The 24,510-nt window shown below is 65.1% G+C and carries 23 protein-coding genes; 18 read left to right on the forward strand and 5 right to left on the reverse strand.

Annotated features, from left to right (window positions below):
• The first annotated feature begins 2 nt into the window (after positions 1-2).
• From ACSX1C_RS06370 to hemN, 12 genes are all read left to right on the forward strand, one after another.
• Positions 3-188 carry a cbb3-type cytochrome oxidase subunit 3 gene (locus tag ACSX1C_RS06370; protein ID WP_439888720.1) on the forward strand — a complete coding sequence of 62 codons (186 nt, stop codon included), beginning with the start codon at positions 3-5 and terminating at the stop codon, positions 186-188.
• Entirely contained in the window at positions 185-1,129 is a 945-nt protein-coding gene (ccoP, locus tag ACSX1C_RS06375; RefSeq protein WP_439888721.1) for a cytochrome-c oxidase, cbb3-type subunit III, read from the forward strand. The genes ACSX1C_RS06370 and ccoP (ACSX1C_RS06375) overlap by 4 nt, the downstream gene beginning before the upstream one ends.
• Positions 1,130-1,483: 354 nt before the next feature.
• Positions 1,484-2,926 carry a cytochrome-c oxidase, cbb3-type subunit I gene (gene ccoN, locus ACSX1C_RS06380; RefSeq protein ID WP_439888722.1) on the forward strand — a complete coding sequence of 481 codons (1,443 nt, stop codon included), beginning with the start codon at positions 1,484-1,486 and terminating at the stop codon, positions 2,924-2,926.
• Positions 2,926-3,534 (forward strand): cytochrome-c oxidase, cbb3-type subunit II, encoded by a 609-nt coding sequence (ccoO, locus tag ACSX1C_RS06385; protein ID WP_439888723.1) that lies wholly within the window; start codon positions 2,926-2,928, stop codon positions 3,532-3,534. Before ccoN ends, ccoO begins: the two co-directional genes overlap by 1 nt.
• Before the next feature lie 6 nt (positions 3,535-3,540).
• Positions 3,541-3,741, forward strand: a complete 201-nt coding sequence (locus ACSX1C_RS06390; protein ID WP_318646139.1) for a cbb3-type cytochrome oxidase subunit 3 — start codon at positions 3,541-3,543, stop codon at positions 3,739-3,741.
• On the forward strand, positions 3,738-4,724 hold the full coding sequence (gene ccoP, locus ACSX1C_RS06395) for a cytochrome-c oxidase, cbb3-type subunit III (RefSeq protein ID WP_439888724.1): 987 nt from the start codon (positions 3,738-3,740) through the stop codon (positions 4,722-4,724). Before ACSX1C_RS06390 ends, ccoP (ACSX1C_RS06395) begins: the two co-directional genes overlap by 4 nt.
• Positions 4,725-4,862: 138 nt before the next feature.
• Positions 4,863-6,269 (forward strand): cytochrome c oxidase accessory protein CcoG, encoded by a 1,407-nt coding sequence (gene ccoG / locus ACSX1C_RS06400; protein WP_439888725.1) that lies wholly within the window; start codon positions 4,863-4,865, stop codon positions 6,267-6,269.
• Between the two features lie 15 nt (positions 6,270-6,284).
• On the forward strand, positions 6,285-6,791 hold the full coding sequence (locus ACSX1C_RS06405) for a FixH family protein (RefSeq protein WP_439888726.1): 507 nt from the start codon (positions 6,285-6,287) through the stop codon (positions 6,789-6,791).
• Between the two features lie 23 nt (positions 6,792-6,814).
• Entirely contained in the window at positions 6,815-9,223 is a 2,409-nt protein-coding gene (locus ACSX1C_RS06410; protein ID WP_439888727.1) for a heavy metal translocating P-type ATPase, read from the forward strand.
• Positions 9,224-9,235: 12 nt separating this feature from the next.
• Complete coding sequence (gene ccoS, locus ACSX1C_RS06415) at positions 9,236-9,442, forward strand: cbb3-type cytochrome oxidase assembly protein CcoS (RefSeq protein ID WP_439888728.1); 207 nt, start codon at positions 9,236-9,238, stop codon at positions 9,440-9,442.
• A complete protein-coding gene (locus tag ACSX1C_RS06420) occupies positions 9,435-10,118 on the forward strand; it encodes a sulfite exporter TauE/SafE family protein (protein ID WP_439888729.1) in 684 nt (227 codons plus the stop codon). The genes ccoS and ACSX1C_RS06420 overlap by 8 nt, the downstream gene beginning before the upstream one ends.
• A gap of 93 nt (positions 10,119-10,211) precedes the next feature.
• Positions 10,212-11,597, forward strand: a complete 1,386-nt coding sequence (hemN, locus tag ACSX1C_RS06425) for an oxygen-independent coproporphyrinogen III oxidase (RefSeq protein WP_439888730.1) — start codon at positions 10,212-10,214, stop codon at positions 11,595-11,597.
• A gap of 13 nt (positions 11,598-11,610) precedes the next feature.
• Here the strand turns inward: hemN and ACSX1C_RS06430 are convergent, their stop codons facing one another.
• The gene (locus ACSX1C_RS06430) at positions 11,611-12,063 is read right to left on the reverse strand and encodes a hypothetical protein (RefSeq protein WP_439888731.1); all 453 of its coding nucleotides are present in this window, start codon (positions 12,061-12,063) and stop codon (positions 11,611-11,613) included.
• Between the two features lie 155 nt (positions 12,064-12,218).
• On the opposite strand from ACSX1C_RS06430, the gene fnr reads away from it, so the two are divergent.
• Positions 12,219-12,953 (forward strand): fumarate/nitrate reduction transcriptional regulator Fnr, encoded by a 735-nt coding sequence (fnr, locus tag ACSX1C_RS06435; protein ID WP_439888732.1) that lies wholly within the window; start codon positions 12,219-12,221, stop codon positions 12,951-12,953.
• Positions 12,954-13,008: 55 nt separating this feature from the next.
• Positions 13,009-13,557: an adenine phosphoribosyltransferase gene (locus ACSX1C_RS06440; protein WP_439888733.1), complete on the forward strand. Its 549-nt coding sequence runs from the start codon at positions 13,009-13,011 to the stop codon at positions 13,555-13,557.
• Between the two features lie 38 nt (positions 13,558-13,595).
• On the opposite strand, the gene ACSX1C_RS06445 is transcribed toward ACSX1C_RS06440, so the two are convergent.
• The gene (locus ACSX1C_RS06445; RefSeq protein ID WP_439888734.1) at positions 13,596-14,294 is read right to left on the reverse strand and encodes a DUF6901 family protein; all 699 of its coding nucleotides are present in this window, start codon (positions 14,292-14,294) and stop codon (positions 13,596-13,598) included.
• A 153-nt stretch (positions 14,295-14,447) separates the two neighbouring features.
• Between ACSX1C_RS06445 and ACSX1C_RS06450 the strand changes: the two genes are divergently transcribed.
• The 4 genes from ACSX1C_RS06450 to ACSX1C_RS06465 are packed head-to-tail and all read left to right on the forward strand — an operon-like array spanning position 14,448 to position 20,891.
• Positions 14,448-15,737: an ATP-binding protein gene (locus tag ACSX1C_RS06450; protein WP_439888735.1), complete on the forward strand. Its 1,290-nt coding sequence runs from the start codon at positions 14,448-14,450 to the stop codon at positions 15,735-15,737.
• Positions 15,734-17,086 (forward strand): HD domain-containing phosphohydrolase, encoded by a 1,353-nt coding sequence (locus tag ACSX1C_RS06455; RefSeq protein ID WP_439888736.1) that lies wholly within the window; start codon positions 15,734-15,736, stop codon positions 17,084-17,086. Before ACSX1C_RS06450 ends, ACSX1C_RS06455 begins: the two co-directional genes overlap by 4 nt.
• Positions 17,083-17,613 (forward strand): response regulator, encoded by a 531-nt coding sequence (locus ACSX1C_RS06460; RefSeq protein WP_439888737.1) that lies wholly within the window; start codon positions 17,083-17,085, stop codon positions 17,611-17,613. Before ACSX1C_RS06455 ends, ACSX1C_RS06460 begins: the two co-directional genes overlap by 4 nt.
• 50 nt (positions 17,614-17,663) lie before the next feature.
• Positions 17,664-20,891, forward strand: coding sequence for an EAL domain-containing protein (locus ACSX1C_RS06465; protein WP_439888738.1), 3,228 nt, complete (start codon positions 17,664-17,666; stop codon positions 20,889-20,891).
• Positions 20,892-21,039: 148 nt separating this feature from the next.
• On the opposite strand, the gene recR is transcribed toward ACSX1C_RS06465, so the two are convergent.
• From recR to dnaX, 3 genes are all read right to left on the reverse strand, one after another.
• A complete protein-coding gene (gene recR / locus ACSX1C_RS06470; RefSeq protein ID WP_439888739.1) occupies positions 21,040-21,639 on the reverse strand; it encodes a recombination mediator RecR in 600 nt (199 codons plus the stop codon).
• 146 nt (positions 21,640-21,785) lie between these two features.
• On the reverse strand, positions 21,786-22,112 hold the full coding sequence (locus tag ACSX1C_RS06475) for a YbaB/EbfC family nucleoid-associated protein (protein WP_208706694.1): 327 nt from the start codon (positions 22,110-22,112) through the stop codon (positions 21,786-21,788).
• Positions 22,113-22,196: 84 nt separating this feature from the next.
• A complete protein-coding gene (gene dnaX, locus ACSX1C_RS06480; RefSeq protein WP_439888740.1) occupies positions 22,197-24,278 on the reverse strand; it encodes a DNA polymerase III subunit gamma/tau in 2,082 nt (693 codons plus the stop codon).
• Between the last annotated feature and the right edge of the window lie 232 nt (positions 24,279-24,510).

Consider the following 24,510-nt stretch of genomic DNA (forward strand, 5'->3'; position numbering starts at 1 on the left):
CCATGGCCTTCGACATCATCGACATCGGCACCCTGCGCGGCCTGGGCACCGCAGTGGTGTTCATCGCCTTCACTGCCGTGCTGCTCTGGGCCTACAGCGGCAAGCGCCACGCCGCCTTCGCCGAAGCCGCACAACTGCCCTTCGCCGACGAACTCACGACTGCCGCATCGAGGAACGACACCCCATGAGCACCTTCTGGAGCTGGTATATCACCCTGCTGACCCTCGGCAGCCTGGTCGCCCTGTTCTGGCTGATCTTCGCCACCCGCAAGGGCGAACGCAAAGGCACCACCGAGCAGACCCTGGGCCATTCCTTCGATGGCATCGAGGAGTACGACAACCCCTTGCCCAAGTGGTGGTTCATGCTGTTCCTCGCCACCCTGGTCTTCGCCCTCGCCTACCTGGCTCTCTATCCCGGCCTGGGTAACTGGAAAGGCCTGCTCCCCGGCTATCAGGACGGCTGGACCCAGGTCGCCCAGTGGCAGCGGGAGGTGGACAAGGCCGAGCGGGCCTATGGACCGATCTTCGCCCAATATGCGGCCATGCCCCTGGAGGAGGTGGCCAAAGACCCGCAAGCCCTGAAAATGGGTGGCCGTCTGTTCGCCACCTACTGCTCGATCTGCCATGGCTCCGACGCCAAGGGCGCGGTGGGCTTTCCCAACCTGACCGACCGGCACTGGCGCTGGGGCGGCGACGCCGAAACCATCAAGGCCAGCATCCTGGGTGGCCGCAACGGCATGATGCCGGCCTGGGGCGAGGTGCTCGGCAACGAGGGCGTGCAGCAGGTCGCCGCCTATGTGCGCCAGGGGCTGGCCGGATTGCCGCTGGCGGAAGGCAGCGCCATCGATCTGCAGAAAGGCGCCGAGCTGTTCGCCAACAACTGCACGGCCTGCCACGGCGCGAGCGGCACCGGCATGGCCATGCTCGGCGCCCCGGACCTGACCCAGCCCGCCGGCTGGATCTACGGCTCCAGCCTGGCGCAGCTGCAGCAGACCATCCGCTACGGCCGCAACGGCCAGATGCCCGCCCAGGAGCACTACCTGGGCAACGACAAGGTGCACCTGCTGGCCGCCTATGTCCTGAGCCTGAGCCGCAACGAGGATACCGAGCAAAGCCTGAGCCAACGCTGACCCCGTCCGCCGGCGGCCGTCGCGCCGCCGGCCCTTCCCCCTCCTAACGGCCCGCCAGGGCCAATGCGACGCTGTGTCGCACCGCAGCGACGACTGACCGCCTCGGGCGCCCGCCTTGAACTAACCTTGCCCGGTCGCCAGCGGGCATGCGGCTTAGGCGTCCCCGCTTCTGCGCCGCCCCCGGCTCGCGCAAACGGCCAAAACCAGGCCCAGCCGAAGCCCCCTCCGTAGCGGCCGGAAAAGCCTGTCAAGCCCGGTTTGTAACGGCTCGCGTCGTTGCAATGGCTACCTGCTTTCTCCATACTTGCCGCCGATTTTTGTCCCCTAAAAACTCCATTAACCGTGGAACCCAGCATGAGCACAGCAATCAGTCAGACTGCTTATAACTACAAGGTGGTCCGCCAGTTCGCCGTAATGACGGTGATCTGGGGGGTCATCGGCATGGGTCTAGGCGTGTTCATTGCCGCACAACTCGTGTGGCCGGAACTCAACCTGGGCATGGAATGGACGAGCTTCGGCCGTCTGCGTCCCCTGCACACCAACGCGGTGATCTTCGCCTTCGGCGGTTGCGCCCTGTTCGCCACGTCCTACTACGTGGTTCAGCGCACCAGCCAAGCGCGCCTGATCTCCGACGGTCTGGCCGCCTTCACCTTCTGGGGTTGGCAAGCGGTGATCGTGCTGGCGATCATCACCCTGCCCATGGGCTACACCAGCACCAAGGAATACGCCGAGCTGGAATGGCCGATCGACATCCTCCTGGGCATCGTCTGGATCAGCTACCTGCTAGTGTTCTTCGGCACCATCCTCAAGCGCAAGACCAAGCACATCTATGTGGGCAACTGGTTCTTCGGTGCCTTCATCCTGGTCACCGCCATGCTGCACATCGTCAACAGCATGCAAATGCCGGTCAGCCTGTTCAAGTCGTACTCCATGTACGCGGGCGCGACCGATGCGATGATCCAGTGGTGGTACGGTCACAACGCCGTGGGCTTCTTCCTGACCACCGGCTTCCTGGGGATGATGTACTACTTCGTGCCCAAGCAGGCCGAGCGGCCGATCTACTCCTACCGCCTGTCCATCGTGCACTTCTGGGCACTGATCACCCTGTACATCTGGGCCGGCCCGCACCACCTGCACTACACCGCCCTGCCGGACTGGGCCCAGTCCCTCGGCATGGCCATGTCGATCATCCTCCTGGCGCCGAGCTGGGGCGGCATGATCAACGGCATGATGAGCCTGTCCGGCGCCTGGCATAAGCTGCGCACCGACCCGATCCTGCGCTTCCTGGTGGTGTCCCTGGCCTTCTACGGCATGTCCACCTTCGAAGGCCCGATGATGGCGATCAAGACCGTCAACGCCCTGTCCCACTACACCGACTGGACCATCGGCCACGTCCACGCCGGCGCCCTCGGCTGGGTGGCGATGATCTCCATCGGCTCGCTCTATCACCTGATCCCCAATGTCTTCGGCCGCGAGCAGATGCACAGCATCGCGCTGATCAACGCCCACTTCTGGCTGGCCACCATCGGCACCGTGCTGTACATCGCCTCGATGTGGGTCAACGGCATCACCCAGGGCCTGATGTGGCGGGCGGTCAACGAAGACGGCACCCTCACCTACTCCTTCGTCGAGGCCCTGGAAGCCAGCCACCCCGGCTTCGTGGTGCGCATGATCGGCGGCGCCTTCTTCGTCACCGGCATGCTCCTGATGGCTTACAACACCTACCGCACCGTGCGTGCCGCCAAGCCGGCTGAATACGAGGCGGCTGCGCAGATTCCCGCCGGAGTAGCTCACTGATGAAACACGAAATCATCGAGAAGAATATCGGTCTGATGGCCCTGCTGATGGTCATCGCCGTCAGCATCGGCGGCCTGACCCAGATCGTCCCGCTGTTCTTTCAGGACGTCACCAACGAGCCGGTGGCCGGCCTCAAGCCCTACACCGCGCTGCAGCTGGAAGGCCGCGACGTGTACATCTCCAACGGCTGCGTCGGCTGCCACTCGCAGATGATCCGCCCGTTCCGCGCCGAGACCGAGCGCTACGGCCACTACTCGGTGGCCGGCGAAAGCGTCTGGGATCACCCCTTCCTGTGGGGCTCCAAGCGTACCGGTCCGGACCTGGCCCGGGTCGGCGGGCGCTACTCGGACGAATGGCACCGTGCCCACCTGTACAACCCGCGCAACGTGGTGCCGGAGTCGAAGATGCCCTCCTACCCCTGGTTGGTGGAAAACAAGCTCGACGGCAAATACACCGCCAAGAAGATGGAAGTCATGCGTGGCTTCGGCGTGCCCTACAGCGATGAAGACATCGCCGGGGCCAAGGATGCGGTGAAAGGCAAGACCGAGATGGACGCGCTGGTTGCGTACCTGCAGGTCCTCGGCACCGCCATCACCAACAAACGGTAACCCACGATGCCTTCTTTTCTCACGGACATCGGGACCATTCGCGGCCTAGGCACGGCGGTGGTGTTCATCGCCTTCATCGCCGTGGTGCTCTGGGCCTACAGCAGCAAGCGCAAGTCGAGCTTCGATGAGGCCGCCAACCTGCCCTTCGCCGACGAACCGAAACCCGACGAACGTGACGAGCAATCTTCCAGGAGCAATAACCAATGACCACGTTCTGGAGTTGGTACGTAACAATTCTTTCACTGGGCACCATCTTCGCCCTGACCTGGCTGATCTTCGGCACCCGCAAGGGCCAGCGCCAGGGGAGCACCGAAGAGACCGTCGGCCATGAGTTCGACGGCATCGAGGAGTTCGACAACCCGCTGCCCAAGTGGTGGTTCATGCTGTTCGTCGCCACCATCGTCTTCGCCCTCGGCTACCTGGCCCTCTACCCGGGCCTGGGCAACTGGAAGGGCCTGCTGCCGGGCTACGACTACCTGGACAACGAAGCCAAGACCCCCTTCGCCGCCAACGTGCAAATTGCCGACGGCGAGCGCAACGGCGGCTGGACCGGCGTGCACCAGTGGGAAAAGGAAATGGCCAGGGCCGAGGAGCAGTACGGGCCGATCTTCGCCAAGTATGCCGCCATGCCGATCGAGCAGGTCGCCCAGGACGAGCAGGCCCTGAAGATGGGTGGCCGCCTGTTCGCCTCCAACTGCTCGGTGTGCCATGGTTCCGACGCCAAGGGCGCCTATGGCTTCCCCAATCTGACCGACAACGACTGGCTGTACGGCGGCGACGCGGAAACCATCAAGACCACCATCATGGCCGGTCGTCAGGCGGCCATGCCGGCCTGGAAGGACAGCCTGGGTGAGGAAGGCATCAAGAACGTCGCCGCCTACGTGCGCAGCCTGTCCGGCCTGAAGACCCCCGAGGGGATCGACGCCGACCCGCTCGCCGGCAAGGAAATCTTCGCCAGCAGCTGCGCCGTCTGCCACGGTGCCGAAGGCAAGGGTCAGCACGCCATGGGCGCGCCGAACCTGACCGACAAGGTCTGGCTGTACGGCTCCAGTTTCGCCCAGGTGCAGCAGACCCTGCGTTACGGCCGCAACGGCCGCATGCCGGCCCAGCAGGACTTCCTCGGCAACGACAAGGTGCACCTGCTGGCCGCCTATGTGTACAGCCTGTCGCAGCAAGGTGCCGAGCAGTAAGGCTCGCTCCTGCTGCATCGCGACCCCCGGTCGCACCCAAATCGGGTGCGCTCGGGGGTACCATAGCGTATTAGTGAAATGCCCCGGGGCGGTGCTCGTCGTCCCGGGGCAGCCAGTCAACCGCTGTGGTAGTCCCCGATGAGTTCGCAGATTCCGGTCAAAGACGTCACCCCGGCCAAGGTCGAGTCCGTCGACCTCTACGCCAACCGCGAGAAAATCTACACCCGCGCCTTCACCGGCCTGTTCCGCAATCTGCGCATGCTCGGTGGCGCCCTGCTGTTCGTCCTCTATTTCGGCACCGTCTGGCTCAACTGGGACGGGCGCCAGGCCGTGTGGTGGGACCTGCCCGCGCGCAAGTTCCATATCTTCGGCGCCACCTACTGGCCCCAGGACTTCGTCCTGCTCTCGGCCCTGCTGATCATCGCCGCCTTCGGCCTGTTCTTCATCACCGTGTTCGCCGGCCGCGTCTGGTGCGGCTACACCTGCCCGCAGAGCGTGTTCACCTGGGTGTTCATGTGGGCGGAGAAGGTCACCGAGGGCGACCGCAACCAGCGCATGAAACTGGACAAGGCGCCGATGGACGGCCGCAAGCTCCTGCGCAAGCTGGCCAAGCACGGCATCTGGGTCGGGGTGTCCCTGGCCACCGCACTGACTTTCGTCGGCTACTTCACACCGATCCGCGAGCTGATTCCCGAGCTGCTGACCCTGCAGGCCAGCGGCTGGGCGGTGTTCTGGGTCGGCTTCTTCACCCTCGCCACCTACGGCAACGCCGGCTGGCTGCGCGAGCAGGTGTGCATCTACATGTGCCCCTACGCGCGCTTCCAGAGCGTGATGTTCGACCAGGACACCCTGATCGTCTCCTACGATCCGCGCCGCGGCGAACACCGCGGGCCGCGCAAGAAGGACGCCGACTACAAGGCCCAGGGCCTCGGCGACTGCATCGACTGCAAGATGTGCGTGCAGGTCTGCCCCACCGGCATCGACATCCGCGACGGCCTGCAGATCGAGTGCATCGGCTGCGCCGCCTGCATCGACGCCTGCGACAGCATCATGGACAAGATGAGCTACCCCAAGGGGCTGATCAGCTACACCACCGAACACAACCTGTCCGGCCAGCAGACCCACCTGGCCCGGCCGCGCCTGATCGGCTATGCCCTGGCGCTGCTGGCGATGATCGGCCTGTTCGCCTGGGCCATCGCCAGCCGCCCCCTGGTCGAGCTGGACGTGATCAAGGACCGCGTGCTCTACCGCGAGAACGAACAGGGCCGCATCGAGAACGTCTACACCCTGAAGATCATGAACAAGGCCCAGCACGACCTGATCTACCTGATCGAGGCCGAGGGTCTCGACGGCCTGGTCTACGAAGGCAAGCGCGAGGTCAAGGCGCTGGCCGGCGAGGTGCTGTCGCTGCCGGTAGAGCTGTCCATCGAGCCCGAAAAGCTGCCCTCCAGCACCAACGAAATCCGCTTCCGCATCCAGTCCATCGACGATGCGCGCATCACCCACGACGCCGACAGCCGCTTCATCGGCCCCAGCGTCCGCTGATTGAGATAACAACGCATGTCCGAGCAAACACCGGTCAAACCCTGGTACAAGCAGTTCTGGCCCTGGTTCATCCTCGGCCTGCTGGGCTATTCGGTCGTCCAGGGCGTGACCCTGCTGACCATCGCCAGCAAGAACCCGCCGGGACTGATCTCCGACGACTACTACGACGTCGGCAAGGGTATCAACCAGTCGCTGGAGCGCGAGAAGCTCGCCGAGCGCCTGCAACTGAGCGCCCGCCTGGACCTGGACGAGGAAACCGGCATCGCCGAACTGCGCCTGCAGGGCCACAGCGGCCCGGCGCAGCTGGTGCTCAACCTGATCTCGCCGACCCAGCCCGAGCGCGACCGCCGCATCATCCTGCAGCCCCAGGGCCAGGGCCTGTACCGTGGGCAGATGCAGGATGCCGTGCAGGGCCGGCGCTTCGTCGAGCTGATCGGCCAGGAAGGCGGCCAGGACTGGCGCCTGTTCGAGGAAGAGACCCTGGAAAGCGGCAAGACCATCCAGCTCGGCGCCGCGCGCTAGCCACAGGTCGAAGATCGCCCCCGATGGCTCAGCCCCTTCCCTGTTTCCATTGCGGCCTGCCGGTGCCGGCCGGCAGCCGCTTCCAGGCCCTGATTCTCGGCGAGCCGCGCGAGCTGTGCTGCCCCGGCTGCCAGGCCGTGGCCGAGGCCATAGTCGCCGGCGGCCTGGAGCACTACTACAAGCACCGCAGCGACACCGCCGCCAACCCCCAGGCCCTGCCCCAGGCGCTGCCCGACGAACTGGCGCTGTACGACCGCGCCGAGGTGCAGGCGAGCTTCGTCGAGCACCAGGGCGAGCTGAGCGAGACCTGCCTGCTGATCGAGGGCATCAGCTGCGCCGCCTGCGGCTGGCTGATCGAGAAGCACCTGCGTGCCCTGCCCGGCGTCGCCGAGGCCCAGCTCAACCTGTCCAACCAGCGCCTGCAGGTGCGCTGGGCCGACAGTCAGCTGCCGCTCAGCCAACTGCTCGCCGAGCTGCGCCGCATCGGCTATGCCGGCCATCCCTGGCAGGCCGACAGCGCCAGCGCCCAGCTGACCCGGGAAAACCGCCGCGCCATGCGCGAGCTGGGCGTCGCCGGCCTGCTGTGGATCCAGGTGATGATGGCGACCATGGCCACCTGGCCGGAATTCAACATCGACCTGTCCGCCGAGCTGGACCAGATCCTGCGCTGGACCAGCCTGTTCCTCACCACGCCCATCGTCTTCTACTGCTGCGGCCAGTTCTTCCGCGGCGCCCTGCGCGACCTGCGCACCCGCCACCTGAGCATGGACGTCTCGGTGTCCCTGGCCATCGGCGGCGCCTATGCCGCCGGCATCTGGTCAACGGTCACCGGCCAGGGCGAGCTGTATTTCGATGCGGTGGGCATGTTCGCCCTGTTCCTCCTGGCCGGCCGCTACCTGGAGCGCCGCGCCCGCGAACGCACGGCGGCGGCCACCGCGCAGCTGGTCAACCTGCTGCCGGCCTCCTGCCTGCGCCTGGACGAGCAGGGCCACAGCCAGCGCATCCTGCTCAGCGAGCTGCAAGTCGGCGAGCGGGTGCTGGTGCCGCCCGGCGCGCTACTGCCAGCCGACGGACGCATCCTCAGCGGCCACTCCAGCGTCGACGAATCGCTGCTGACCGGTGAATACCTGCCGCGGCCCCGCGACGAAGGCGACGAGGTCACCGCCGGCACCCTCAACGTCGAGGGCCCGCTGACCGTCGAGGTCGAGGCCCTCGGCGACGCCACCCGGCTGTCGGCCATCGTCCGCCTGCTGGAACGGGCGCAGAGCGCCAAGCCGCGCCTGGCCGAGGTGGCCGACCGGGTAGCGCAGTGGTTCCTGCTGATCGTCCTGGTCAGCGCCGCCGCGGTCGGCCTGGCCTGGTGGCAGATCGACCCGGCGCGGGCCTTCTGGGTGGTGCTGGCCCTGCTGGTCGCCACCTGCCCCTGCGCCCTCGCCCTGGCCACCCCCACCGCCCTGACCGCCGCCACCGGCAGCCTGCACAAGCTCGGCCTGCTGTTGACCCGCGGCCATGTGCTCGAGGGCTTGCGGCAGATCGACACGGTGATCTTCGACAAGACCGGCACCCTCACCGAGGGCCGCCTGACCCTCGGCGCCATCCATCCCCTCGGCGAGCTGGATGCCGATGCCTGCCTGGCCCTGGCCGCCGCCCTGGAGAACCGTTCCGAGCACCCCATCGCCCGTGCCTTCGGCCAAGCTGCCCAGGCCGCCGAGCACGTCGAGAGCATGCCGGGGCGCGGCCTGCAGGGCCGGGTGCAGGGCCGCCTGTTGCGCATCGGCCAGCCGGCCTTCGTCGCCGAGCTGGGCGGGCAGCCGGCGCCGGCGATTCCCGGCGACCAGGGCCAGTGGCTGCTGCTCGGCGACGAGCAGGGCCCGCTGGCCTGGTTCGTCCTCGACGACCGCCTGCGCGACGACGCCCCCGAGCTGCTCGCCGCCTGCCGCGCCCAGGGCTGGCAGGTGCTGCTGCTGTCCGGCGACAGCTCGCCGATGGTCGCCGAGGTGGCGCGCCAATTGGGCATAGAGCAGGCCCGCGGCGGCCTGACGCCGGACGCCAAGCTGGCGGAACTGCAGCGTCTGCACGCGCGCGGCCACCGCGTGCTGATGCTCGGCGACGGGGTCAACGACGTGCCGGTGCTGGCCGCCGCCGACATCAGCGTGGCCATGGGCAGCGCCACCGACCTGGCCAAGACCAGTGCCGACGCGGTGCTGCTGTCCAACCGCCTGTCCAGCCTGGTGCAGGCCTTCGACCTGGCCCGGCGTACCCGGCGGATCATCGTCGAGAACCTGGCCTGGGCCAGCCTGTACAATGGCCTGGTGCTGCCCTTCGCCGCCCTGGGCTGGATCACCCCGATCTGGGCCGCGCTGGGCATGTCGCTCAGCTCGCTGCTGGTGGTGCTCAACGCCCTGCGCCTGACGCGCACCCCATCACCCTAGGCTGGAGATCCGATGTCCGCGCTCTATATCCTCATCCCCGTCGCCCTGGTGCTGGTGGCCTTCGCCATCTGGCTGTTCTTCTGGGCGGTCGACAGCGGCCAGTACGACGACCTCGAGGGTCCTGCCCACAGCATCCTGTTCGACGATGAGGACCCCAAGCACAAGGCCGCGATCGACGAAGCGGACCAGTCCGCCGGGCAGGCCCCCAAGCGTGACTGAACTGGCGCCGCAGCTGCTCTCCGCGCTGATCCTCGGCCTGCTTGGCGGCGGCCACTGTCTGGGCATGTGTGGCGGCCTGATGGGGGCGCTGACCCTGGCCATTCCCGCCGAGCACCGGGCCCGGCGCCTGCGCCTGCTGCTCGGCTACAACCTCGGGCGCATCCTCAGCTACGCGCTCGCCGGCCTGCTCCTCGGCCTGGCCGGTTGGGCCCTGGCCAGCAGCCCGGCGGCCCTGGGCTTACGCGTGCTGGCCGCGCTGCTGCTGATCGCCATGGGCCTGTACCTGGCCGGCTGGTGGAGCGGCCTGACCCGCATCGAAGCGCTCGGCGGTGGCCTGTGGCGGCATATCCAACCGCTGACCCGGCGCCTTATGCCGGTGACCGACCTGCCCAAGGCCCTGGTGCTGGGCGCGCTGTGGGGCTGGCTGCCCTGCGGTCTGGTCTACAGCACCCTGCTGTGGGCGGCCAGCCAGGGCGACGCCCTGGACAGCGCCGCGCTGATGCTCGCCTTCGGCCTGGGCACCCTGCCGGTGCTGCTGGCCAGCGGCCTGGCCGCCGAGCGCCTCACGGCGCTGCTGCGCCGGCGCGGGGTGCGCACCGCCGGTGGCCTGCTGGTGATCCTGTTCGGCCTCTGGACCCTGCCCGGCCCTCACCAGCACTGGTTGATGGGCCACTGAGCCGACACCCGGCGCGCTTGATGCAGGTCAAGATGCCCTCCGGCCCGCGCCCCTAGACTCCCGGCATCGCTCGCTATTCCGGGAACCTCGCCCATGCTCGATGCCATCCAGTGGGACGCCGACCTGATCCACCGCTACGATCAGGCCGGCCCGCGCTACACCTCCTACCCCACCGCCGTGCAGTTCCATGGCGACATCGGCCCCTTCGATCTGCTGCATGCCCTGCGCGACAGCCGCAAGGAACTGCGCCCGCTCTCGCTCTATGTGCATGTGCCGTTCTGTGCGCACATCTGCTATTACTGCGCCTGCAACAAGGTGATCACCAAGGACCGCGGCCGCTCGCAGCCCTACTTGCAGGAACTGGCCCACGAGATGGCCATCATCGGCCGCCACCTGGACGGCCGCCAGCGGGTCGAGCAGCTGCATCTGGGCGGCGGCACCCCGACCTTCCTCAGCCACGACGAACTGCGCCAGCTGATGGCCCAGTTACGCGAGCACTTCAGCCTGCTGGACGACGATTCCGGGGACTACAGCATCGAGATCGACCCGCGCGAAGCCGACTGGTCGACCATGGGCCTGCTCCGCGAGCTGGGCTTCAACCGCGTCAGCCTCGGCGTGCAGGACCTCGACCCGGCCGTACAGCGGGCGATCAACCGCCTGCAGACCCTGGAAGAGACCCGCGCCATAGTCGAGGCCGCGCGCACCCTGCAATTCCGCTCGGTGAACATCGACCTGATCTATGGCCTGCCACTACAGACGCCCGAGCGTTTCGCCCGCACCGTAGACGAGGTGATCGCCTTGCAGCCCGACCGCCTGTCGCTGTTCAACTATGCGCATCTGCCCGAACGCTTTATGCCGCAACGCCGGATCAGAACCGAGGACCTGCCCTCGCCGAGCCACAAGCTGGCCATGCTGCACCGCAGCATCGAACAGCTGAGCGCGGCCGGCTACCGTTACATCGGCATGGATCACTTCGCCCTGCCCGACGACGAACTGGCCGTGGCCCAGGAGGACGGCAGCCTGCAGCGCAACTTCCAGGGCTACACCACCCACGGCCACTGCGACCTGATCGGCCTCGGCGTCTCGGCCATCAGCCAGATCGGCGATCTCTATAGCCAGAACAGCAGCGACCTGGGCAACTACCAGGGCAGCCTGGCCAACGGCCAGCTGGCGACCCTGCGCGGCCTGCACTGCGACGCCGACGATCGCCTGCGCCGTGCGGTCATCCAGCAACTGATCTGCCACTTCGAACTGCAGTTCGCGACTATAGAGCGCGCCTTCGCCATCGATTTTCGCGGCTACTTCGCCGATGCCTGGGCACAGCTGCAACAGATGCACGACGACGGCCTGATCGCCCTGAGCACAGAGGCGATCCGCGTGCAGCCGCCAGGGCGCCTGCTGATCCGTGCACTGTGCATGCTGTTTGATCGCTACCTGATGCCCCAGCAACATCGGCAGCGCTATTCCCGGGTCATCTAGGCAGTGCGGCGCGCTACTTCATCGCCAGCAGTGTCGCCGCCTGCAACTGTGCGTCATCTAGCCCCAGCTCGCTCATCGCCTCGAGCAGGTTGGCATTGGCACTGACCAGGGCCGCATTGAGTGAGGTCAACTCCGACTGGAAGGTCTGCGCCTGCCTGAGCCGGACTTCTGCATCCAGCCCGGAATCGGCCATCAGCGCAGCCAGCTCGGCCTGCTTGGCGGCTATTTGCGCCTTCAATTCGCGGATCAGCTTGAGCAGCTGCTTGATGCCATCCGGCAGGTTGCTCTCCTCGATATCGCTGTTCCGCTGGGCTTGGGCCGAGCGCGCGCGCCCCAGCTCCGAGAGGCTGACGCGCACGCTATCGCGCCACGCCTGCGGCTCGCTCGGCTCGCCTTGTGCTGCGGCATATTGTCGTTGCTGCGACCGGACGATATGACTGGTCAAGGGTCGGGGTTCCAGGCGCATGGTCGTGCTCCTTGCTGACGGTGGGCCATGCCGATAGATCGGCCAGCGCCCGAAAGACTTGAGCAAGGGGTCAAACTTTGCCGGAACTGGCTGGCTGACCACCCTCGCCTGCTGTAACCTTGCAGCTAGTGTGTGTTTAGTCAGGGACAATCTCGATGTCGCAATGCGCCAACCTTCGGGCACCTCATCAGACCAACTGCAAGGACTGCAGCCTGGCGCCGCTGTGCCTGCCCCTGTCATTGAATCTTGAGGACATGGACGCCCTGGATGAGATCGTCAAGCGCGGCCGCCCGCTGAAGAAGGGCGAGTTCCTGTTCCGCCAGGGCGACGGCTTCGGCTCGGTGTTCGCCGTGCGCTCCGGCGCCCTGAAGACCTTCGGCCTGAGCGACGCCGGCGAGGAGCAGGTCACAGGCTTCTACCTGCCCAGCGAACTGGTCGGATTGTCCGGCATGGACACCGAAACCTACCCGGTCTCGGCCCAGGCCCTGGAAACCACTTCCGTGTGCGAGATTCCCTTCGAGCGCCTCGACGAACTGGCCGTACAGCTGCCGCAGTTGCGCCGCCAGTTGATGCGGGTGATGAGCCGGGAGATTCGCGAGGACCAGCAGATGATGCTGCTGCTGTCGAAGAAGACGGCCGACGAGCGCATCGCCACCTTCCTGGTCAACCTCTCGGCACGCTTTCGTGCCCGCGGCTTCTCCGCCCAGCAGTTCCGCCTGGCCATGTCGCGCAACGAGATCGGTAACTACCTGGGGCTGGCCGTCGAAACCGTATCCCGGGTCTTCACCCGCTTCCAGCAGAACAAGCTGATCGAGGCCGAGGGCAAGGAAGTGCATATCCTCGACCCCATCGAACTCTGCGCCCTGGCCGGCGGCAAGCTCGACGGCTGAGCCCCGGCTGACCAGCAGCCGGAGCGGCCCCTTCGTAAACCCGAGGAGTCCTGCGATGATCTTCGACGAGTTCAGCATCAAGACCCTGATCCGCCCGATTGCCGACTTCCCCAAGCCAGGGGTGATCTTTCGCGATATCACCCCGCTGTTCCAGTCACCGCGCGCCCTGCGCATGGTCGCCGACAGCTTCATCCAGCGCTATGTCGAGGCCGAATTCAGCCATATCGGTGCCATGGATGCCCGCGGCTTCCTCATCGGCTCGATCATCGCCTACGAGCTAAACAAGCCGCTGATCCTCTTCCGCAAGCAAGGCAAGCTGCCTGACGAAGTGCTCAGCGAGGCCTATCAGACCGAGTACGGGGAAGCCTTCCTCGAGGTGCATGCCGACAGCCTGTGCGAGGGCGACAACATCCTGATCTTCGATGACCTGATCGCCACGGGCGGCACCCTGCTGGCGGCCGCGCAGCTGGTGCGCCGAATGGGCGCCCATATCCATGAGGCCGCGGCGATCATCGACCTGCCGGAGTTGGGCGGCTCGCAGAAGCTCCAGGATATCGGCATCCCGACCTTCACCCTGACCGCCTTCGCCCAGAACGAGCGCTGAGCGCCCGCCGCCAGGCAAGCCAGTCGCGCCGGGCGCACTCAGTCGAAATAGGCCTCGAAGAAGCGGTCCAACTCACCCTCGTACTGGTCCAGCGAGTACAGGGTATCGGCGGCCAGCAGGTCGAGCAGGACCATCCCGTTGGGCCCCGAGTCCTCGACAACGGCGGCACGCAGACGCTCGGTCATGCCCAGATTGACCAGGCGCAAGTTGCGGTATACCTCGCGCAACCCGCTCATCGACCAGTCCGCGGTCAGCCCCCGCTGCTGGCGCAGGTATTGGCCCAGCAGGTAGGTGCCGAACACCCGGTAGAGGGTTTCCTCCGTACCACTGAACGGCAGGTGGAACCAGGCCATGGCCTGCAACAGGCGTGTGTGCGGACACCCCGAGGTGGCGCCCAAGGCGCCCAGCAGGGACCCCAGCGCACGCTGCAGAGTGGTGTGTCGCCGGGTTTCCCGCCCACGCCAGTGCACCTCGACCTCCACCTGCTCATAGGATGGCGACTGCGCCAGCAGCTCCACCGGAGCCACCAGCGCCTGCGCGAAGGGACAATGGGGCGACTGCTCCGGGCGCAACGGGCAATGCCGGCACTGATGCACATTCAAGCGTGTCCAGTCGGGCCACGACTTGCCCTGCTCGCGTGCATCGGGTTGCAGCTCGACCCGATGGCTCCAACTGCGGCCATCGGCGAAAAGGAACCTGTAGTGGATGAGCGAGTCATCCGCAGCCTCTAGATCCATGGTCTAACCTGATCGTCGAGCGGGGTGTGGAACCTATGCTAGCAGTTTATCGACATAGCCTTGATCCAAGCGCCACTTGCCTGGCAACTGCGGGTGATCTTGACGCCAGGCTTATCGCACCCCTTACTTGCTGTAGCAACAGAGGAGCCCGCAATGGACGGCAGGCAGTGCCACCTGGCCCACATACTGGTCGAGCAAATAGAAATCGGGGTGATCATCCTCGACTCCAGCCTACGCATTCAATACTGGAACAACTTCGTCAGCCAATGCAGCGGCAAGGCCTTGGCGCAGGCCCGCAACCTACCGTTCACCCGGGTATTCCCCGAGGCCGACACCCCGCACCTGCAGCGCATGGTGACGCAGGCTCGTGACCTGGGTCGGCACGTCTACACCCAGTGGCGCGACAACCCCTACCTGATCCAGCTGCCCTACAAGCCTATGAGAAAGCCGGGCGCTCTGATGCTGCAAAACACCCTGTTGTTCTCCTTTCATGACCCGGAGGCGCAACAGCAGTGTTTCGGCCTGCTGCTTTACGACACCACTGAGTTGGCGCGTAGCGATGAACAGCTGGATGCCGTGCTCGACGCCTTGAGTGGCAAACAAGTAGAACGGGAACAACTGATCAGGAAACTGGAGCAAGCCAACAGCCAGCTCCTGCAGTCGGAGAAGCTCGCGGCCATCGGCCAGCTCGCGGCCGGCGTAGCCCATGAGATCAACAACCCGATCGGTTATGTGTTTTCCAACCTCAAGACCCTTGCCGGCTACGTCCAGGACCTGCTGCACATCGTCGACGCAGTGGACGGTGCCGCCAGCCTCGACGATCTGCACCGTCTCAAGCGCAGCCTGGAGTATGACTACATCCGCAATGATGTGGAGGCTTTGATAGGTGAGTCCGAAGACGGCATCGACCGGGTCAAGAAAATCATCACCGCCCTCAAGGACTTCTCCCACATGGAGGAAGAGGCATTCCGCAGCGCCGACCTGCACCAGGGCCTGGACACCACCCTCAACGTGGTCAACAACGAGCTGAAGTACAAGGCCGAGGTCATCAAGGAATACGGCCAGCTGCCGGAGGTCGAGTGCATCCCCTCGCAGATCAATCAGGTGCTGATGAACCTGCTGGTCAATGCGGCCCATGCCATGGAGGAGTTCGGTCGCATCACCCTGCGCAGCCAGCACGAAGGCGACTGGGTCTGGCTGGAGGTCGAGGATACCGGCAAAGGTATCGAACCCCACCTGCTCAACCGCATCTACGAACCCTTCTTCACCACCAAGCCGGTCGGCAAAGGCACGGGGCTGGGATTAGCCCTGTCCTACAGCATCGTCCAGAAGCACCACGGCCGCATCGAGGTCAGCAGCGAACCGGGGCAAGGCACGCGCTTTCGCATCTGGCTGCCCGTTCACCAACCCGATCCAGACACTGCAGACGCCCCCACTCTATGAACGCCCCCCTCCGGCCGCCAAGCGCCACCCTCCTCCTGGTCGATGACGAGGAAAATATCCTCAAGAGCCTGCGCCGCCTGCTGCGGCAAGAGCCCTATGAGATCCTCATGGCCAGCGGCGGCGAACAAGCCCTGCAGTTGCTCGAACAACACCAGGTCGACCTGGTGATTTCCGACGCCCGCATGCCCGGCATGGATGGCGCCAGCCTGCTCAGCGAAGTCCAGCAGCGCTGGCCGGAGTGCCTGCGCATCCTCCTCACCGGGCATGCCGACATCGGCACCACGATCAGGGCGATCAACCAGGGCCAGATATTCCGCTACATCAGCAAACCCTGGGACGACGACGAGTTGCGCATGATCATTCGCCAAGCGCTGTCCTTCCAGTACTCCGAGCGCGAGCGCCAGCGTCTGGAGCGCCTCACCCACGAGCAGAACCAGCACCTGCAGGAACTCAACGCCACACTGGAGCAACGGGTGCGCAGCCGCACCGCCGAGCTGCAGCAAACCGCCGACATGCTCGACATGGCCTACGAAGAGCTCAGGCGCAGCTACGTGACGGCGACCGAGGTGTTCTCCAGCCTGGTCAACCTGCGCGTTCCACGCGACAAGCAAAGCAACGGCGCGGTCATAGCGCTGGTTCGCGCCTTCGCCGAACAACATGACCTGGGCGAAGGGGCCAGCCACGACCTGGCGATGGCCGCGGCACTGTACAACGTCGGCAAACTGACCTGGAGCGACAACCTGCTCAACAGCCCTGCCGATCTGCTCTACAAGAACGAGCGTGAGCGCTATCGGCAGTACCCGGTGCTCGGCGAAAGCCTGCTGATGAGCCTCGAGCCACTGCAGGATGCGGCCCACCTGATCCGACACCACCAGGAACGCTGGGACGGCGGCGGTTTCCCCGATCGGCTCAAAGGCGAGGCCATCCCCATGGGCGCCCGCCTGCTGAAACTGGCGATCGACTTCATCGAGTTGCAATGCGGACTGGTGCTGGAGCGCAAGCTGAGCCGCGACGAGGCGTTGCTACTGGTACAGAAATACAGTGGCAAGCTCTACGACCCTCAGCTGTGCGAACGCTTCATCGAGCTCTGCACCACCCTTGCTCCCGACCTGGCACTGACCGATCCGAGCATCCTGGTGCTCGATACCCGCCGGCTGGTGCCGGGCATGCAGCTGGCGCGCAATCTGAAGGCCGACAACGGCACGCTGTTGCTCAATGAGGGCAAGCTATTAACCCGGGCACTGATCGACAAACTGATCACCTTCGAGGAAAGCGAAGGCGCGCACTACACCCTCTTCGTGCGATCGCCGGACCCAACGGACGCGCCCCCTGAGGAGACGGCCCGATGATCAAGATCCAATTGGTGGACGACGAGCCCCAGGTTCTCAAATCGCTGCAGCGCCTGCTCCACCCCCAAGGCTGGCAGATACACGCCTTCAACGATGCCTACCAGGCGCTGGACGCTCTTACCGTGCATAAATACGCGGTAATTCTTTCCGACTACCGCATGCCCCACCTGGACGGCATCACCTACCTGAAATTCGCCAGGCAGCGCCAGCCCGACGCTCTGCGCCTGATGCTGACCGGCCATGGCGATCGCCAGTCGATGATGCAGGCCATCAACGAGGCGGAGGTCTACCGCTTCATTTCCAAACCCTGGGAAGACTACGAGGTGGAAGCCGCCCTGCGCAGCGCCATCGACCTTCACCTGTTACGCAGCGAGAACCAACGCTTGCTGGAGCAAGTGCGCGAGCAGCAGAGCGCCCTGGATCGCCAGCAGCAGGAGCTGCTGCGGCTGGAGACGGAGAACCCCGGCCTGACCCGCGTACTGCGCGACGCCGACGGCTCCATTCTCATCGAAGACATCGACGATTGACCCGGCCCACCACGGCGGACCGCCCACAATGCACGCGAGTGTCCTAGCCCATGAATAGTGCGCGCCCTTTGCTTCTGCTGCTGATCGATGAGGATGAAGCCAGCTACCGGCTCACCCGCGACCTGCTCGGCGTGAACGGGATATTGCACCACCGCCTGGAATGGGTGGGCAATCTCGAGCAGGCACAGCAGAGCATCCTCGAGTACGCGCACGACCTGTACCTGATCGACTACCGCTTCGTAGCGGGCAGCGGGCTGGACCTCATTGCCTGGGCCCAGGCCCAGGGCGTGCACGCACCCTTCATCCTGCTCACCGATCAAGAGGATGAAGCGCTGGAAGCCAGCGCCATCGACGCCGGGGCCGCCGACTACCTGATCAAGGGACAGTTAGACAATCGCAACCTGGTACGCAGCATTCGCTACGCCATAAGCCGGACCCAGGCTTCACGCGCCGTGGCCAACAGCGAGACGCGCTATCGCCTGCTGTTCGATGCCAACCCTCAGCCCATGTACGTTTTCCACCGGGAAAGCCTGGCCTTTCTGGCAGTCAATCAGAAGATGCTCGACATCTACGGCTACGCGCGGGACGAGCTTCTGAGCATGAGTCTGCTCGACATCCGCTGCCCAGAGGAGCAACAGCGCATGCTCGAGTCCTTCAACCCTGCGGAAGTCCAGCGCTCGTTCTTCGGCCCCAGCGTCTGGCGCCATCGCCTGAAGGGCGGCGATGAAATATTGGTGGAAGTAACGGTTTCCGAATTCGACTTCAACGGCCTGCCGGCCTATATCGCCGTAACCAAGGACGTGACCGAACTGCTTCAGTCTCGCCGGGAAGCACAGCGCAAGAGCCAGGCCTTCCATCAGCTGCTGACCGATAGCCGCGACGCCATCCTGGTAGTCGATGCCCAAGATACCGTGCGCTACGCGAACCCTGCCGCGGAAGACCTGCTCGGCGCTCCTCTCGCCGAACTGCAGCAACGCCCCCTGGGCTTGGCCGTGGAGCCTGGCCGGCTGCACGAATGTGCGATGCCGCTGACCAGCGGCGAAACACTGCATGTAGAGGTTCAGTGCTCCCAGACCGCATGGGATGGCCAGGACATGCGTCTGCTCCTGCTAAGGGATATCCGCGGTCGCATCGAGTCGGACAAACAGCTGCGCCTGCTACGGCGCAGCCTCGAAACCAGCTATAACGGCGTGCTGATCTGCGATGCCCATGCCCGCGATTTGCCAATCATCTACGTCAACCCGGCGTTCGAGCGCATCACCGGCTACAGCGCCGATGAAGTCATGGGCCGCAACTGCCGCTTCCTTCAGGGCAAGGAGCGCGACGAGGCCGCTGCCGAGGAAATACGCCGCGGGCTGAAGGAGAAGCACGAAACCCACATCCTGCTGCGCAACTTCCGCAAGGACGGCACCCCCTTCTGGAACGCCCTCTACATCGCCCCGGTACCGGACGAACAGGGCTGCATCAGCCATTACATCGGCATCATGAACGACATCTCCGAGCAGAAACGCTTCGAGAGCCAGCTGGCCTACAATGCCAGCCACGACGTGCTTACCGGTCTCCCCAACCGCTCCCTGCTGGAGGACCGCCTAAACCAGGGCTGCCAGATCAGCCGGCGCTACCGACGCAGCCTGGCGGTGCTGTTCATCGACCTGGACGGCTTCAAACCGATCAACAACAGCATGGGCCACAGCGTCGGCGATCAACTTCTGGTCGAGGTCGCCCGCCGCATGAATCAACAGGTGCGCCCCGGCGACACCGTGGCGCGCCTGGGCGGCGACGAATTCGTCATCATCCTGCCGGATCTGGCCCGCGAAGAAGATGTGCTATTGGTGGCGGACCGTATCATCGCCAGCATTGCCCAGCCCTACAGGGTGGCCGGCATCGAGATGCACATCACTGCCAGTATCGGTATTGTCCTCACCGATGGCTCCGTCGATCAGCCGACAGTGCTGATCCAGCAGGCCGACCTGGCCATGTACAAAGCCAAGCAGCAGGGGCGCAACAACTACCAGTGGTACACCCAGGACCTCGACGAGAGGGTCAGCGAAAAGGTCACTCTGCGTAACGAGCTGCAGAAAGCGATCGAGGCCGAAGCCTTCCAGCTCTACTATCAACCCCAAATCGACGGGCGCAGTGGCCAGGTCGTCGGCTACGAGGCTTTGCTGCGCTGGCAACACGCCGACCGCGGTTTCATCTCGCCAGCCCAATTCGTCCCCGTGGCCGAGAATACCGGGCAGATCATCCCCCTCAGCGAGTGGGTCCTGCTCACTGCCTGCCAGCAGGCACGCTCGCTGTTCGACCAGGGCTGGACCGGCAACACCATGGCCGTCAACGTGTCGCCGGTACAGTTTCAGAGGGTCAACTTCGTCGAAACCGTGTGCAAAGTGCTGGAAGAAACCCGACTGCCGGCGGAGCTGCTGGAACTGGAGCTCACCGAAACCGTGTTGCTGAACAACGCCGAGCGGGCGATCTTCGTTCTGCATGCTCTGAAAGACCTCGGCGTGCATATCGCCATCGACGATTTCGGCACCGGCTTCTCCAGCCTGAACTACCTGAAGCGTCTGCCGATCGACAAGATCAAGATCGACCGCTCTTTCGTCCAGGAGGTAATCAGCGATAGCACCGATGCCGCGATCTCTTTAGGCATTATCTCCATGGCCCACCACCTCAATATCAAGGTGATCGCCGAAGGCGTGGAAACCGAACCCCAATACGCCTTCCTGAAGAAGAATCACTGCGACGAGTTCCAGGGCTTCTACTTCGCCAAGCCCATGCCGCTGTCGCTGCTGGAAGAGTTTCTTCGCGCCCAACGAGAACGCCAGCAACAGCGGATACGCGACTCCGACGGCGAGCGCAACGCCCAGACCCTGCTGCTGCTCGACGACGAGGAGAACATCCTGCGCGCCCTGACCCGCGTTTTGCGCCGCGACGGTTACCGGGTTCTCTCTGCCAACAGTGCCCAAGAAGCCTTCGCCCTGCTCGCTAAACACGACGTACAGGTGATCCTCTCGGATCAACGCATGCCGGAAATGAATGGCACCGAGTTCCTCAGCCGGGTCAAGGACCTCTACCCCGACACTATCCGCATCGTGCTATCGGGCTATACCGACCTGAAGTCGGTCACCGACGCGATCAATCAGGGGGCAATCTACAAGTTCCTCACCAAGCCCTGGGACGACGCTCAGCTGCGCACCACCGTGGCCCAGGCGTTCCAGCACTACAACCTGGCGAAGGAGAAGGACTCCAGCGCGACAGCGCCAGGCGCACAACCCTGAGTAACCCGGCTGTGCTAGCGCCGGCAGAGCGGCACATGTGCACGGCGTCTTGGAGGAACTGCGGCAGGCCAATATCCAGCGCGCCGGGCACCGAAGCCCCCTGCCACCAACAAGCGAGCGCCGGTTCCCCGAGGTGCAACACGCGTGACTACAGCTGAATCGGCCGCCGGCCGGCGATCGAATGGGCCAGGGTGCCGCCATCGACCAGTTCGAGCTCGCCACCCAGTGGCATGCCGTGAGCAATGCGCGAGGCGACCATGCCCTTGCCCGCCAACAGCTGGGCGATATAGTGCGCCGTAGCCTCACCCTCCACCGTGGGATTGGTGGCGAGTATCACCTCGCCGAAGCTTCCGTCCTCGACCCGAGCCAGCAGCTCGGGAATGCCGATGGCTTCCGGGCCCAGGCCATCCAGTGGCGACAGGTGCCCCTTGAGCACGAAGTAACGGCCACGGTAGCCGGTCTGTTCCACCGCATAGACATCCATCGGCCCCTCCACCACGCACAACAGGCCGTCATCCCGACGCGGATCGAGACAGGTCTGGCAGAGCTCATCCTCGCTCAGGGTTCGGCACTGCTTGCAGTGGCCCACCCCCTCCATCGCCTGACTCAAGGCCTGGGCCAAACGCAAGGCACCGCTACGATCACGCTCGAGCAGGTGCAGCGCCATGCGCTGGGCGGTCTTCTGCCCCACGCCAGGCAGGATGCGCAAGGAGTCGATCAGGTGACGAATCAGGGGGCTGAAGCTCATGGGCAGGCTCGATAGCTACACAGGAATTTCTGGGCCCTAGATGCCGTAGCGCACAATCGGAACGCCAGGCATCGGGCACACAGAGCACAGTGACAGCGATACGGGACACCCCGCGGCGCCGCCCTGTGGGTAGACGGATGACGGGGTCAGAAAGGCATCTTGAAGCCGGGCGGCAGCTGCATGCCGGCGGTCATCCCGGCCATCTTGTCCTGGCTGTTCTGCTCGACCTTGCGCACCGCATCGTTCACCGCAGCGGCGATCAGATCCTCGAGAATCTCCTTGTCTTCCTGCATCAGGCTGTCGTCGAGGCTGACGCGCTTGACGTCGTGACGACCGGTCATCACCACGCTCACCAGGCCGGCGCCGGACTGGCCGGTCACCTCGGCGTTCGCCAGCTCTTCCTGCATCTTCTGCATCTTTTCCTGCATCTGCTGGGCCTGCTTCATCAGGCCGGCCATGCCACCTTTCATCATGGTGCTAGTCCTCGGTAATCAGGGGTTAAATTCGTTCGGTTCACAGTAAATGGCGCTCGGCATGTCCGCCACCCTTAACCAGCCCTAGGTATCCACGGGCTCAATGCTGTCCGCCCTTATGCTGGCGGCGAACTGCTGAATCATCTGCTGTACCAGCGGGTCGCTGTGGATCGAGGCCTCGGCCTCGCGCTGGCGGTTGGCACGCTTGCGCGCCGCCGCCTGCGCCGGGGTTTCCTGCTCGGGCTGCCGCAGCTCGATCTGCAGTTTCAACTCGCGGCCGAGGTGCTGGTTCAGCGCATCATTCAAGCGGCGCTGTTGAGTCGCGTTGAACAGCGCGCTGTGTCCAGGGTCCAGGTGCAGCAGCCAGTTGTCACCCTCGGCCGAGATCAGCGTGCAGTTGGCGCCGATGCTACCGGTCATGCCGGACAGCCCCAGCTTGGGGAACAGCTCCAGCCAGTCGGCGGCCAGGCCGGTAGCCGGCTGCGCCGCGACCGTCGGCTCCGGCTCGGCCGGTTGCGTGCTGGCGACCGCATCGAAGTCGTAGTCGAAGGACTCGGCGTCCATCTCCACATAGTCGTAGTCGCCCGGTGGCGGCTCATCCTCGCCCTCGATCTCGGCCGGCGCCTCGCTGTCGACGCTCTGCAGCGCCACACCCCCGGGGACGGCTCGAACGGGCATCGCCTCGACGTCGGGAGCGGCCGGCTCCGCGGCACCGGCCGCAGCAGGCGCCATGGGTGCGGCCTGGGGAGCCTGTTCTTCCCACGGCAGGTCGGTAATCGCCGACGCGGCGGCCGTAGCGGCGGCAGACGCCTCTTGCACGGCAGGCACCGCGGGCGCCACGGATACCTCGGCGCCCGCAGGCTCGACAGGTGCCACGACAGGAGCGGCCGGCTGCTCTACCGGCTGCGGCTCGGGCGGCGCCGCCATGGGCGTGATCGGCGCCTGGGACTCGCTGGCAGGCACAGGAGCGGCAACAGCCGGCGCGACCATGGCCGCGTCGGCCACTGGGTTGCTTCGGGGATCAGCAGTGGCCTGGCTAATCCCTAGCGGCTTTAGCGCCACCCTCGGCGCATCGTCGCTATCCGCCGGGCGGAATGCCAGCATGCGCAACAGCACCATCTCGAAGCCACTGCGCGGGTCTGGCGCCAGGGGCAGGTCGCGGCGACCGATCAAGCCCATCTGGTAATAGAACTGCACATCCTCGGCCGGCAACGCCTGGGCCAGCGCCAGCACCCGATCGCGGTCGCCCTGACCGTTATCCACCGCCTCCGGCAAGGCCTGGGCGATGGCCACGCGGTGCAGCACATTGAGCATTTCCGCCAGCACGCCGTTCCAGTCCGGGCCTTGTTCGGCCAGGTGGCGCACGGCATCGATCAAGGCACGGGCGTCGCCCTCCAGCAGGGCATGCAATACGCCATACACCTGACCATGGTCCAGGGTGCCGAGCATGGCGCGCACATCGGCGGCCAGCACCTTGCCTTCGCCGAAGGCAATGGCCTGATCGGTCAGACTCATGGCGTCGCGCATGGAACCGTCGGCCGCGCGGCCGAGCAACCAGAGGGCGTCCTCCTCGTAGGGGATACTCTCGGCGGCGAGTACATGGCCGAGGTGCTCGACCACCCGCTCCGGCGGCATGTTCTTCAGGGAGAACTGCAGGCAGCGAGAGAGGATGGTCACCGGCAATTTCTGCGGATCGGTGGTGGCCAGGAGGAATTTGACGTGCGGCGGCGGCTCTTCCAGGGTCTTGAGCAGTGCATTGAACGAGTGCGACGAGAGCATGTGCACCTCGTCGATCAGGTAGACCTTGAAGCGCCCGCGGCTCGGCGAGTACTGCACGTTGTCCAGCAGCTCGCGGGTATCCTCGACCTTGGTGCGGCTGGCGGCGTCGACCTCGATCAGGTCGACGAAACGTCCCTCGTCGATCTCCTTGCAGACCGAGCAGACCCCACAGGGCGTCGAGCTGATGCCACTCTCGCAATTCAGGCACTTGGCGATGATCCGCGCGATGGTGGTCTTTCCCACCCCGCGGGTGCCGGTGAACAGGTAGGCGTGATGCAGGCGCTGGCTGTCGAGGGCGTTGATCAGCGCCTTGAGCACATGGGTCTGGCCGACCATTTCGCGGAACGAGCGCGGACGCCACTTGCGTGCAAGAACCTGATAACTCATCGAAACCCGTCACGAGAGGAAAGCATTGAAGAAGGCTAATGCTAACGGAGCATGGGGCAAATTGCATCCGATGCACAGCGCCGGCGCTGTCAGCCACGTCACTCTGTCGATAGTGGACGAGGGCTCGGGGTTTCGTCGGCCACCGCAGTTGTCAGCCCGACATCGAATTGATGCACTCTTGCTGAACTTAGTGCGAGACTCATGGTCTGCTGTCATCACCCTCAGGAGAGAG

It is taken from the genome of Pseudomonas sp. MBLB4123 (assembly GCF_051904775.1).
GTDB lineage: Bacteria > Pseudomonadota > Gammaproteobacteria > Pseudomonadales > Pseudomonadaceae > Aquipseudomonas > Aquipseudomonas benzenivorans_B.